11 protein-coding genes are annotated in these 12,631 nt (G+C 54.7%); 3 read left to right on the forward strand and 8 right to left on the reverse strand.

Features of this window, described 5'->3' with window-relative positions; genetic code table 11:
* Nucleotides 1-3: 3 nt before the first annotated feature.
* From CGZ80_RS23445 to CGZ80_RS23465, 5 genes are all read right to left on the reverse strand, one after another.
* Nucleotides 4-549, reverse strand: coding sequence for an HNH endonuclease (locus tag CGZ80_RS23445; protein WP_143544116.1), 546 nt, complete (start codon nucleotides 547-549; stop codon nucleotides 4-6).
* A 233-nt stretch (nucleotides 550-782) separates the two neighbouring features.
* Nucleotides 783-1,076 (reverse strand): hypothetical protein, encoded by a 294-nt coding sequence (locus CGZ80_RS23450; protein WP_094418111.1) that lies wholly within the window; start codon nucleotides 1,074-1,076, stop codon nucleotides 783-785.
* Nucleotides 1,054-1,290: a hypothetical protein gene (locus CGZ80_RS23455; protein ID WP_094418112.1), complete on the reverse strand. Its 237-nt coding sequence runs from the start codon at nucleotides 1,288-1,290 to the stop codon at nucleotides 1,054-1,056. The genes CGZ80_RS23450 and CGZ80_RS23455 overlap by 23 nt, the downstream gene beginning before the upstream one ends.
* 72 nt (nucleotides 1,291-1,362) lie before the next feature.
* Nucleotides 1,363-3,363 carry a glycoside hydrolase family 97 protein gene (locus tag CGZ80_RS23460; protein ID WP_094418113.1) on the reverse strand — a complete coding sequence of 667 codons (2,001 nt, stop codon included), beginning with the start codon at nucleotides 3,361-3,363 and terminating at the stop codon, nucleotides 1,363-1,365.
* 142 nt (nucleotides 3,364-3,505) lie between these two features.
* Nucleotides 3,506-4,372 (reverse strand): alpha/beta hydrolase, encoded by an 867-nt coding sequence (locus tag CGZ80_RS23465; RefSeq protein ID WP_094418114.1) that lies wholly within the window; start codon nucleotides 4,370-4,372, stop codon nucleotides 3,506-3,508.
* Nucleotides 4,373-4,490: 118 nt separating this feature from the next.
* On the opposite strand from CGZ80_RS23465, the gene CGZ80_RS23470 reads away from it, so the two are divergent.
* Nucleotides 4,491-4,919 (forward strand): VOC family protein, encoded by a 429-nt coding sequence (locus tag CGZ80_RS23470; RefSeq protein ID WP_094418115.1) that lies wholly within the window; start codon nucleotides 4,491-4,493, stop codon nucleotides 4,917-4,919.
* A 15-nt stretch (nucleotides 4,920-4,934) separates the two neighbouring features.
* Here the strand turns inward: CGZ80_RS23470 and CGZ80_RS23475 are convergent, their stop codons facing one another.
* Nucleotides 4,935-5,555 carry an ECF-type sigma factor gene (locus CGZ80_RS23475; protein ID WP_094418116.1) on the reverse strand — a complete coding sequence of 207 codons (621 nt, stop codon included), beginning with the start codon at nucleotides 5,553-5,555 and terminating at the stop codon, nucleotides 4,935-4,937.
* Between the two features lie 124 nt (nucleotides 5,556-5,679).
* Here CGZ80_RS23475 and CGZ80_RS23480 point away from each other — a divergent pair, with 124 nt between their 5' ends.
* The gene (locus CGZ80_RS23480; protein ID WP_094418117.1) at nucleotides 5,680-7,104 is read left to right on the forward strand and encodes a sulfatase; all 1,425 of its coding nucleotides are present in this window, start codon (nucleotides 5,680-5,682) and stop codon (nucleotides 7,102-7,104) included.
* A 3-nt stretch (nucleotides 7,105-7,107) separates the two neighbouring features.
* On the opposite strand, the gene CGZ80_RS23485 is transcribed toward CGZ80_RS23480, so the two are convergent.
* Together CGZ80_RS23485 and CGZ80_RS23490 are read right to left on the reverse strand one after the other, a co-directional pair.
* Complete coding sequence (locus CGZ80_RS23485) at nucleotides 7,108-8,160, reverse strand: hypothetical protein (protein ID WP_094418118.1); 1,053 nt, start codon at nucleotides 8,158-8,160, stop codon at nucleotides 7,108-7,110.
* A 334-nt stretch (nucleotides 8,161-8,494) separates the two neighbouring features.
* The gene (locus tag CGZ80_RS23490; protein WP_094418119.1) at nucleotides 8,495-10,018 is read right to left on the reverse strand and encodes a hypothetical protein; all 1,524 of its coding nucleotides are present in this window, start codon (nucleotides 10,016-10,018) and stop codon (nucleotides 8,495-8,497) included.
* Nucleotides 10,019-10,887: 869 nt separating this feature from the next.
* Between CGZ80_RS23490 and CGZ80_RS23500 the strand changes: the two genes are divergently transcribed.
* The gene (locus CGZ80_RS23500; protein WP_094418121.1) at nucleotides 10,888-12,558 is read left to right on the forward strand and encodes a sigma-70 family RNA polymerase sigma factor; all 1,671 of its coding nucleotides are present in this window, start codon (nucleotides 10,888-10,890) and stop codon (nucleotides 12,556-12,558) included.
* Nucleotides 12,559-12,631: the final 73 nt, after the last annotated feature.

A 12,631-nucleotide genomic window follows, 5' to 3' on the forward strand; every position in this document is an offset into this window, starting at 1 on the left:
CCGTTAGTAGTACGCAGGAAGCCTGCCCTGTTGCTTCTTTGCATACCAACTTTTCTCAACACCTTCGGGACGCGAATTGTCCGGCGGATGCAACTTGGCAAGATCTGGAAGTTCATCCGGAAAACCGATCAGCTGACTTGCCAATACAGAATCCCGCTCCACCGCCAAGTCCACGATTCGCATCCACATCGTCCTCCAACGCAATAGCCTAGGCGAATTGAGATCGACTTGACGAATCAATCGCTTCACAGAGGCAACTTCGCTAACCAGCATTCCATCAGGCGAAACTACAACGTTTTCCGAGGTCAAGAGGATCAACGGATCTTCGAGCTGTGCTCCACCTTTGACCGCATTACATCGCCGGCAAGCATAGACAAGGTTGAAATAATCAAGCTCCTTTTTGGGCGACAGACGTTGTGGTTCGAAGTGATCAAGGTCGAACTCACAAGTTACCTGCCCCCACATTTCGCGTTTCAGACAATAGACACAGCGAAAGATAAACTCGTCGCGCAACCAAGGGCGAAACGAACGGTAAGAACTGTACCCCAAAGGGCCATGAGTCCTCTCGTGCCTCGGCTCCGGGTAACTGAAAATCACCCTTCAGAATTCGTTGACCCGGGTTCCATTTCAAGAAGATATCGGTGCAGTTTCCGTGCGCCGTTCATTGGCAATGCGACTTCAGTTTCGACGTGCTGACGCATCTGCTCGGTAAGCCTCGCGAGCTCAAGCTGCCCTTCAGGCGACAGGGAACCTTGAATCTCCCCATCGATAAGTTCGAGCCTTCATTGATTCAGTGTTTCAGTCCATTCTGTTGAACCGGGCTTCTGCAACGTCAAGCTCAGCACGTTTTCCACAACGAGCCTGACATGCTCATCGCCCAAACCAGACTCATGAAGCGTCATCGCGACAGCCCGCATTGCCGCAATTCCATATTCCAATTGATTGGAATCAGCGTTCAGCCCCCGCCCTGTCTCCACTAAATGAGCCTCAAGGCAACTAAGAAACTGACGAAACCACGAGTCCGCATTCTCGTCGATAGCAAGCTTGTCAGAATCAGGCTGCTTCTTGAGTGCCATCGCTGGAATCTGAATCCTGAATTTTGGAAGCCAATTGTTTTAGCGCAAATTCGGCAGCCTGACGGTAATGCTGAAGGGTGATTCTGTTCGAGTCTGAATCACTCTGGGCGATTTCCTTCGCTTTGCTAGCAACGTTTTCGGCAAAAGCAGCTTTCCACTCCGCTAGCGCATGCAACGCGTCCGCTTCAATTTGGTATGACGCCTGCTGATTCATCTTGGTCTCCCTCGAGCGTGTCGACAAAACAATCTAGCAGTCGGCGTTTCGGGAGTTAATGCCAGTTCTGCATTACTGACAAACCATCGTGAATCCGCCGCCGGGGGCGAGCTGGATTTTCAGGGGTTCGCCGTTTTGACGGGTGAGACGTTCGACCTGGACTTCGTTTGGCTTTGACTCGTCCATCGAGCCGTCGCGATACAGCGTGATTTGCTTCACTTCCGAAGGCAAGAAATCCAGCGAGAGTTCAACTTCACGCGCATCCCAATTCGTCATTCCTCCGACATACCAAATATCGCCCTGACGCCGGGCCAGCACGATGTACTTGCCGGGTTCGCCCACAACAAACTTGGTCTCGTCCCAAGTGGTTGGAACTTGGGCGACAAAATCGAATCCCGGCTGCCCTTCGTAGGAATCCAAGGTGTCAGCGACCATCGGCATCGGATTTTCATAAACGACATACATCGCCATGTGATGACAACGCGTTCCCATCACGACCGGCCGCAGATCGCGTGGCTCGAACTCCGCTCGTGAAACCGACCGAAAGCCACCTTGATGATAGTCAACCGGCCCGGTCAACCCGCGAGTGTAGGCGACATTCACGTTGTGATCCGGCGTGCATTTGTCGCTCCATTTTAGGTACTCCAGATTCAACACGCCCTCGCGATTGAACAGATTTGGAAACGTCCGCTGTTCGCCGCTGTATTTTGGACTGCCGTGAATTTGAATGTGCAGCTTGTGCTTGGCAGCGCACTTGAGCATCCGCTCGGAGAATTCGTTCATCGCTTGGTCGTCTCGGTCCAGAAAGTCGACCATCAAACCTTTGATTCCCCAGGACTCATACGCTGCGAACGCTTCTTCGAGTTGACGGCTGAGCGGTTCCCAGTGAACCCACAATCGAATGCCGACGCCACGCTGTTTGGCGTACTCGATCACCTCCGGCAAACGGATCTCCTCACGCGCCGTGCAAACATCAGCCTCTGCCCCGGGTTGGCCATACCCAACTTTGGATTGTTTGTACCAAGCGTATCCGTCGCCGGATAAACCATGGTAGGCGATGTTGTGCTTGGCGCAAAAATCGATGTAACGGCAGTGACGTTTGAACGAAGCGTCCGAATCGGCTGGCAACTCAAAGTCTTTCTCGAACACTCCGTTCCACCAGTGAAACGTTGTTTTGCCTGGCTTCAACCAAGCGTAGTCGCCTTCGGCAGGTTCGTTCAAACACAACAGCAAGTTACTTTCCAATAACTCGCCCGCTTGATCTGCAAGCATCACCACACGCCAAGGGCTTTCAAGCGGCAGATCACCTTGGACGCTGACCGCTGGCTGATCCAGGTGCGGCGACAACCGAAACTGAAGCCCACTGCCCTCACCAGCCGGATGCTGCAGGTACCCGCCAGCGAAATGCCGAACACTGGCTTCGGTGATCGCGGCAGCACTTCCATCTTGCCAAAGGAACAGGGCTGGCATTTCGATCAAACGATCCTGCGGCAGCTTGTCAATCGCTTGGCGGTCATATAGCGATTCGTGATTATTGATGAAGTTGTCAAACGTGTTGAACAGAACATCCGGCGAGCCCTGCACATCAAACTGAGTGGACTCGTCTTGAATCGTAATCGTTGAGACCTTGGCTTGTTCCGGAATGCGGTAGCGAAACGCGACTCCATCGTTGTAAGCACGCAGTTCAATTTGCCATCGCAACCCCGAACGATTTTCCAGGTCAAACACCGCGAATCGCGCACGTTCTTGGACCACATCGGTTTTGCCCCAAGGCAACGTAAACGCGTTTTCGACCTCGCCCTGCTTTGCCTCATTGATACGGATGACTTGATCGTCGGCCAGTTCACCGGCGAGTACGGGCCGAATCACTGACGGGGAGATCACCGTGCGGTCTTGACGACGAACGGAATATCGCGGCACGCCGTCTTTACCAAGCGACTCGAGCACGATGACATTCTTGCCATCCGGTGAACGCACCTCGGACGCATTTGCGGTGCAAAAGATAACACTGAAGGCAAAGACGTTGGCCAATAACACGGCCGACGTTTGAAACATTCGCTGGATCAACAACATTGACTTGGGAGGGCTGGTGACGAGAGGCGGGAATAGCTTGGGGGATCAAAAGAAAAGCGGCTGATCAGGACGATGCCTGATCAGCCGCGTTCAGTTTAGCCGAATTGAAACAGCCACGTTGTGTTGACGAGTTCTTGGGAACCTAAGTTCCGAGCAATTTCGAATCACGTAGCCATTCGACAAATCGCTGTGGCCAGTCGCCAGCCGCGGAGTTTGTCCCCGGACGATAGCCAAAGCCATGGCCGGCGTTCGCATAAACATGCATCTCACATGGCACACCGGCTTTCTTGTACTTCAAGTAAACCTCTGCCATTCCGATCGAGATGTCAGGCCGGTCGTGATAGCCATAGGCAACGAAAGCGGGAGGCATGCCCTTGTGCACAGTGAAGGTGCCGGACTTGCCCGGATAAATCAGGCCTTGAAAATTAGGCCGACTGCTTTGTTGCTCGACCGGGTCCGAAGAGCTCGCGTCGCCATCATCTGGTTCCATCGCGGCATAAGCAGCCAGTTCGCCGCCAGCGGAAAACCCAAGGATGCCAATCCGATCTGGATCGATCTTCCACTCGCTGGCGTTCAACCGAACCGTACGGATTGCACGACGCGTGTCGTCCATCGCGTGGCCCTTTAAGGTGTAGATGGAGTTCGGTTCGTTCGACAGCCGATAACGCAACACAAATGCGGCGATTCCGTGATCGGCGAACCATTCGGCCAGCGAGTCACCTTCGTGTCCCAAACACAACATGCGGTGTCCTCCACCGGGCGCGATAATCACGGCAGTTCCTGTCGCTTCGTCTTCTTTGGGCAGGTAAGCGGTGATCGAAGGGTGATGAACGTTGGTCACATTGGTACCATCGAGCTTTTCCTCTTCGTGCATGCGTTCGACCGATCCGGGTGCGCCATCTTTCCAAAGCGGGATCCGCTCTGGTGACGCGGCAGCGACAGACTGAACACAACTGACGACCAAACATCCGGTTGCCAGCAGGGCAACGAGGCGGGGGGCTTGAACCATTGGAGGCTCCTTGCTTCGAATAAGTTGAAGGGAGGGGAACAGAAACTGTATCCCAAGTCGCCGCCCATTGCGACTATTTGGCCCGATGCACAAACTCTAGCCAACGAGCACACGTTTTATGTCGCTGCCATCGCGAATCAACCTTGTCACCCTGGGTGTCCACGACGTTGCCGCGTCCACCGCGTTCTACGAGCGACTGGGCTGGCACAAGTCGACGGCGTCCAACGAAAGCGTCACGTTTTTCCGATCCAATGGCACCGTACTGGGACTGTTTTCAAGAAGCTCGCTCGCCGAAGACGCCCAAGTTCCGAACAGCCATCCGGGATTCTCGGGTGTGACGCTGGCACAAAACTTCGATAGTGAAGCAGACGTAGACGCGGCCTACCAACACGCACTCGATTGCGGCGCGAAAGCTGTCAAGGATCCGGAGAAGGTCTTTTGGGGCGGCTACTCGGGATACTTCGCCGACCCCGATGGGCATTTATGGGAACTCGCGCACAATCCATTTATGCCGCTGAACGACAATCAACACATGGAACTTCCCTAGCGGTCGATCAGGCACCTATTCGCTACGCGGCGCGTCATCGCTTGCGTCCAAGCCTTCCTGTTCGAGCTTTTCACGGATCAGGTGCAAACGCCGCTCGACGGTTCGTTCGGAACAATCAAGCTGTGTCGCGATTTCGGCATTGGAGTGTCCTTCGAGTTTCGCCACCGCGATCTCTTTCAGCTGCCCTGCCCCGAGCATCTCGAACAGCTGCCCCATCGTCTCGGCCATCATGGCAACCATTTCTGGAGTCGGATTGTCACCGACAACTTCCAGAACCATCTCGCCATCAGGTCCCACCAATGACTGCGGTTGGATCCCGTCGCCACGACGTTGACGCTGGTCACGACGTCGCTTGTCGATGACCTTTCGAGAAGACATTTTCAAAAGCAACCGCCAAAGTTCGTCACGGTCAGTGAGGTCAGGAAACCGGCCTGCCTCGGCGGCTTGGTAAAAGCTTTCGAAAACACTGGCAACGATGTCCTCTTCGTCCGAGATCGCACGGTTTTGACCGCAAAGGTGATTTCGCACGGTCCGGACGAGCCGGTCAAAGTAGTGTTGCCAAATCTGGATCTCGGCATGCGAGTCACCCTGTTTAACTTGCTCGATCCAATTGGTGACTTGATTGTTGTCGGTCATGTCGAGTGATGCATCGAAGAGACGAGAGCGAAGCGGAGTGGCTGATGGAACCAACGAACCGAAGGGCAACGGTTTATACTAAGCGACAGGTTTTCAGTCACAGGGCAGATCAGCAGGACGAGTCATGATTGTACGATTTCTAATTGCCGTGTTCGTTTTGTCGTACGGCATCTCGGCTTGCGAACCATCAACCGCTGCAGATCCAGACAGCGCTGCCGATCCGGACAGCACTGTGGCGTCGGCGGGATCGCCAGGCAACGTGCTGCTGATCGTCTCCGATGACTTGAAAGCCAGCGTGCTGGGCTGTTATGGCGACGAAGTGTGCGAGACACCGAACCTCGACCGCTTGGCCAGCCAGGGCACCGTGTTCGAACGTGCGTATTGCCAAGGCACTTGGTGTGCCCCTTCGCGAACCTCGTTCATGCACGGACGCTACACCGACAAAAAGAACGTGACGCTGGGCGAACAATTGCAACGACACGGTGCAAACGCCATTCGCGTCGGCAAGATTTTTCACATGCGAGTCCCCGGTGACATCATCGATGGTACCGATGGTGCGGACGTACCCGAATGCTGGACCCGGCGTTTCAACGCTCAAGGACCAGAGGCCCATACGCCCGGCGAATACGCTTGTTTGAATCTGAACATCGTCACCGAGAGTCTGCTGAATCGCCAATCGACCAGGATGCCGCACCGAATGTTTGTCTCGGTCAAAGCGGATGGCACTGGTACCGACCAAGCAGATTACAAAGCGACCTCAAAGGCCGTCGAGATACTTGGCGAATCACACGACGCACCATTCTTCCTAGCGGTTGGACTTGTCCGCCCACACTATCCGATGGTTGCACCGCGAGACTACTTCACACCATACGGGATTGAACGCATCCAGATGCCCGCAAACTGGGATGACGACACCAGCGATATCCCCAAACCAGGCTTGGCCAGCACCCGAAACGACCAAAACCCAATCGGAAAGTATCCAGACAATCAAAAACGCATGTGGGGCGCATACTACGCCAGCGTCACTTTCATGGACGACCAAGTCGGGCGAATCTTGTCAGCCCTCGAGAACTCGCCTTACGCCGACAACACCACGGTGATTTTCACCAGCGACCACGGGTACCATTTGGGAGAACACGGCTTTTGGCAGAAAAGCAATCTGCATGAAGAAGTCGTCCGCGTCCCACTGGTCATTCGAACGCCGACATCCAAACCGGCACGAACCGACTCGTTCGTCGAACTCGTCGACTTGTACCCAACCGTTTGCGATCTGATGGGAACGCCGATTCCGGATGCCGCCGAAGGGCTGAGCTTGCGATCGGTCTTGGACGATCCATCGCAAGAACTACGTCCGGACGCGCTTTCGATTCACAAAGGCGCGTCACTGCGGAATGACCATTGGCATTACATGCGATACGACAACGGCAGCGAAGAGCTTTACGACATGGTCAACGATCCCGGTGAGATCACGAACCTTGCCAAAGACGCCGAGCACGCGAAGACGCTTGCACAATTATCACAGCGCCTTGATCAGCGACTCGGCAAGTAAGACCTATTTAACCGAGCGGAACACCCAGCGATAGTTTCGCAGTTCTTCGACGTTGTATTTGTCCAAGATGTAGGCGTGCTCTTGTTCGTTCGAATAAGGAGGCATGCCGAAGCGAATCGTGTCGGCGGTCTGATTCATCGCGTCACCGGGACGGAAGAAGTTCAGTTGCAACGCCTTGCGACGATACGGTGCATCAGGGCCTTCGCCGTCTTGTTCAAAAGCGTTGGTCAAGCCGGACACGTACAACGACAGGAAGTCGACATCGGGATTGACGTCCATCCAAGTCATCACGCCCCAAACACCAGGTGCGTCTTCGTCCGTCGACAGTGGGATGCGTTGGTTGAAAACTTCAACGCTGTTATAGAGCGGCGCGGTGATTTGTTCGCGTGCGGCGATCAACGGTGTCGCACTTGGGATGATACGATCAAGGTATTCACGTTCGCTGACTTGATCTTTCAATGTCGCCAACGGGAAGAAGCGGCGTGATTGGTACGATACCGTTTCGATGCGGCTGTACATTTTCGAGCCGCCAATTTCGTCAGCGGCCGGACGCAGGTCGTTACCGCGATAACGCACGCGGTAAACCATGTACCAAACCAACTTGCGTTGCACCTGACCACCGGCCAACGGGACGTCGACGTAAATCTGGCGGAGTGGCTTGAACGCGAATTCTAGGCAGTAGATCTCGCGGCGAAAGACGACTTGCTTCGCCATCTCAATCAGAGTTCGCGAACGCGGATCGAAGTGCGGGCGGCCGTTCTCGAATTTCGTGGGATCCCACTCCAGTTCCGGATGGGCCTTGATGAAACGGCTCAATGCCAACGGTCCATCAAAAGTTTCACTTGGACTCGCATCGCCGGGTATGACCGTCACCACACCGGGAGCGAATTGTGTTTGCTGCTGCGTCGCCCCCTGCTCACCGGGCTGCTGTGCATTCGCTTGCGGTGACAAAGCAGGCATCGCCACGGCGGCAAGCAACATCGCCGGAAGCCCCTTTCGGCAAGCACGCTTCAGCAGATCACGGACGGCGTTACGCTTGGAAGTCGAAGTGGTCATTTCAGATGGCCTCGAGCGGCAATTCTCGCAGTCGGGGGTTGTCGGCTTGATCGAGCAAAGGGGTGGAAGAGTCGTTGCACAGCCAAAGTCTAGTTAGTCTTTCGCCAAATTCCTGCACCGAGAGTGTTTTATCGGTCGAGACGGGGTGACTTTTGCCAGCCCGTTTGGCGTTTTTGTCCCTCGCGAGCCCCCTCAGACGGCGATCGTGCTGTTTTTAAGCCTTACAGGAGCAACCGTTGCCGTTTCGACATCGCCAGCCCCCCCAAAAAAAAGTCAGCCGGGTTGAGCCGCCTTCTTCATTGGCCGCAAGTTTCAGACTGCGATTATTCGAACGCTATTTCAAATCACTCGCGCTGCGTGTTTCCTTCTCGGCAACCGTCGGATTCGCTTGTCCGTTCTTGGTGAGCGCAGATTCAGAGGCTGGTTCGGATTCCGCCGGCACAGAATCGGGAGCGAGAAAACGCAACGTGTCGCCAAACTGCGCGTCGCACCCGGCGAACGCGTCCACTTGCTGCCCGGACATGGTAAAGGTTGCTTGAACGCGATTTCCGGCGTCATTGGAAAAGTGCAGCATGATCCACCGCACTTGCACGCCCTGGGCCTGCCCATCGGCGACGATTCGCATGACACGCAGGTCTTGAGCGGAAAGCCCCTGATCGGCTTCGACGAGCTGGACCAGCTGGTCGCCAAGTGAGCGTCGGACGTCGGCTTCGAACGCTTCCAGGGTTAGGTGCTTGCCAGCGGGCAGGTTCACCAATTTTCGCAAGTCGCATTGGGCGATACTGGAATCGTGATCGATCATTCGCATCACACAACGACCGGGGTCGTCACTGATCATTCGCCAGCGTCGATCCATCATCACCGCCGCATTGGCATGTTGGCTCTGCAGCTCGACAAACAATCGATCTTCCGGCGGTGGCGAGTCGAAATCGACCGTTGCCGCGACTGCGGGCAATCGCACAGGCTGATCCAGAGGACGACGGAGCAGACGCACTTTTGCGAGAATGTCGAAGCCTGGTTCGGCTTTGCTGATCTCGCGGGTTTCGTGCAACGCCAAGGCCAACCAAGTGCAAGCCTTGATCGACCGATCATAAGTCATCTTGCCAAGCAAACGCATCCGCGTGGACACACCGTCGACCGATCCTTCGACGTCGCCTTCAATCTGGAACCGCACGCCCTCGTCATCGATTTCCGAAACGACACATTCGACCTTGCCCTTTTCAATGGTCGTCATGTTCAACACCGAACACAGGGCCGCCAAATCGATTTCATAGCGGTCATCTTTCAAAACCTTTCCGCTCGGCAGCAGGCGATCGACCGCGACGCTCGAGATCGGCAGCTTCAGCAATGAAAGTTCGTCATGATTGAAGTAGTTTTCCGGTGAATAGACAACTTCGGGAAGGACGTCGCGGCGAACAACGACGTGCCGCATCTCCTCACGCAATTTCTGTTCAACGGTGGTCTTGTTCAAAACACTGGAGTTCGTCGCGGTGTGGTAATAACGCTCGGCCGCGACGACTTCAGAGTGGTCTGCGATTTGCGCCGGCATCAACAAACGCTCTTCGTAGTCCAACGATGCAGTCGAATTGACCGGCAACGTCGTCTTGGCTTCTTGCGACTGCAGAGGGTCAGTAGGAACCTTGACGTTTCCTTTGACTTCAAGTTCCAATCGGCAACGCACCAACGGCTGGCGAGTAACCGTGATCTCCACTGCGGACTTGGCGTTCTTTTGATCGGTAGCAGCGAGCGCGTGGCTGCCCCACCACGAGTTGGACGCAGCCAGGATCGCGGAACTGGCGACGACCGAGTTAGCGAGGAAAGCGCGGCGGGTGGCATTTGGGGGTGTTTGGCGATCCATCGAAGTCATCCCTTACTGTTGCGGCGGCGTGGCGTGTTTGCCCCAGCCTTCTCTCGAACCGTGTAACGACAGACGGTGAGGGTTGCTGGAGACGCGTCGGTCAGAACGCTGGCGATGCGAGACTGGTGATTGATCGACCGCGGCGAAGACACTCATTCAGAAGAATTGCCGCATCCGGGTGAATCGAACTCCCAAGCCCAGATTGCCAACCACACAGCTCCCGTGGTCGTTAAAGTCGAATCGCAGAGAAGAAACCCAGAAGCCATCGCATTGACGACACTTTCAGCAGCATTGCGACTGCCGTTTGTGCACGCCGCATGAAATTTTTACATCCGGTTGGACACTTTTGATGCTCTCCCGCAAATCGTGGGAGATGATCAAAAAAACTCAACTCAAGTGCCGTCAAGGACTTACCGCCAAATTTTGGAAAAATCGCCCCAACCGGCCTGCGAATTGGCCCCAAATTTCCTACGGAGTGTCCCGGACGAAGACAACCGCTGCCACCGGCTTCGAATGTTCGTTTGTCGGAAAAATGGACTAAATTTCCGTTTTCTGATGTAAGAACGGCCGGTTTTCGCGATTCCCTTGTGGGGAAAGAGTGAACCGGTGGCTGAATTGTTTCGTCTTAGTGTGCATCCAAATGGGTGCAGAAACCGCTGACACGGAGTCAGCAACCGGAGTCTGATCGGGTGACCAAAGGTGTCGACGAATCTGCGAGATTCAAGACATCAAGGGACTGGATCAGACAACCAAATCACCTGGAGGAGACAGGTGAACCCGGGCAACCGAGGCACAGTCGACTGGGCGATCCGCCGGGATCGCAGGGATGTTTGGCCAGTCCGACGCCAAAGCGCTGGGAGACCACTGTTATGCACAACAATTATCGCGACAGCAAAATCAAGGAGCTCCGTGACCAGCTTCGTTTCAATCAGAAGACGAAGTTGATCGAGCAAGCAGCTGCGGCGGAAACGCTGCTCTGCGAGATCGATGACGGTCGCGAGTACGCATACGACTACCTTTGTTTTCGTATCACCAACTATCGACCCGAACAATCGAGTCGACACAATATCGCTTCGATTGACCTCTCACAGGACCTGAGATTGTTGATCGAAGATCTCAGCGAGTTGGCGGAGTTGTCGGTCGAAGAGATCGCAGAACAAGTCCACACCGTTCAAGACCTCAGCCGACAATTCAACGTGTCGACCAAAACCATCAGCCGCTGGCGTGAAGCCGGGCTGGTCAGTCGTCGACTGCTTTTTGGTGGCCGTAAACGCGTCGGTTTTCTCAACAGTAGCGTGGAACAATTCGTTTCACGTAACAAAGAAAAAATCCAGCGTGGTGAACGCTTCAGCCAGCTCAGTGAAGACGAAAAGAGCGAGATTATCGAACGTGCCCGCCAATTGGTTGAAGGCGGTGCGGCACTGGCAGACGTGACACGCATGTTGTCAAACCAGATGGGCCGCAGCGCCGAAACAATTCGCTACACGCTGAAGAATTTCGATGCCGACAACGCTTCGATCGCGATTTTCCCAAATCACCGAGGCGTCTTAACCGACGACGACAAGCGTTCGATCTTCAACCAATTCCTTGGCGGCGTCACGCTCGCGCAATTGTGCCGCCGGTTCAAGCGAACCCGAACGAGCATCCAGCGGATCCTGATCGAAATGCGTCGCCAACGTATTTTCGAATTACCGTTGGATTACATTTATAACGAAGACTTTGAAGACACTCGACGCGAAGCCGAGTTCTTCGGTGACGAACCGATCGAAGACGCGGAACAACGAAAAGTCCGTATCCCAAGCGATCTGCCGCGTTACTTGGCATCGCTTTACGACGTGCCGTTGCTGTCGCGTGAGCAGGAACATCATCTGTTTCGAAAGATGAACTACCTGAAACACAAGGCCAGCAAACTCCGCGAGTCGATCGGCGAAGAAGCCAGCGGTAAATCGGCGATCATGAATGAGATCGAAGATTTGTACGAACAGGCGGTCAAGGTGAAGAACCGAATCGTCCAGGCTAACCTTCGACTGGTCGTTTCGATCGCCAAACGCCACTTGTCCAGCAACGACGATTTCTTTGCTCTTGTTAGCGACGGAAACATGTCGCTGATTCGGGCGGTCGAGAAATTTGATTACTCCCGTGGCAACAAATTCAGTACCTATGCTTCGTGGGCGATCATGAAAAACTTCGCCCGCACAATCCCCAACGAATTCAAACACCGTGATCGCTTTCGGACGACAACCGAGGAACTGTTCCTGTCGCGCCAAGACGAACGTCTGGATCCGTACATGGAAGAAACGGTTCAGCGGAACCGCAAACGCGAACTGTCGAAGATTCTCAATCGCTTGGACGATCGCGAACAGAAGATCATTGCGGCACGATTCGGACTGGACCGTGGCAGCGAACCGTTGACGTTGAAGGAAGTCGGCGAGGAAATGGGTGTCACCAAGGAACGCGTTCGCCAACTCGAAGCACGGGCTTTGGCAAAGCTTCGCTCGGCGGCGAGTGAAAATAACATCGACATCGAATTCGAAGCCTAAGATCAACAACGCCTCATTTGGAAATGAAAACGCGTCCCGTGATGAACTTCACGGGACGCGTTTTTTTTGATCT

The sequence above is a fragment of the Rhodopirellula sp. MGV genome, assembly GCF_002251265.1.
Lineage (GTDB): Bacteria > Planctomycetota > Planctomycetia > Pirellulales > Pirellulaceae > Stieleria > Stieleria baltica_A.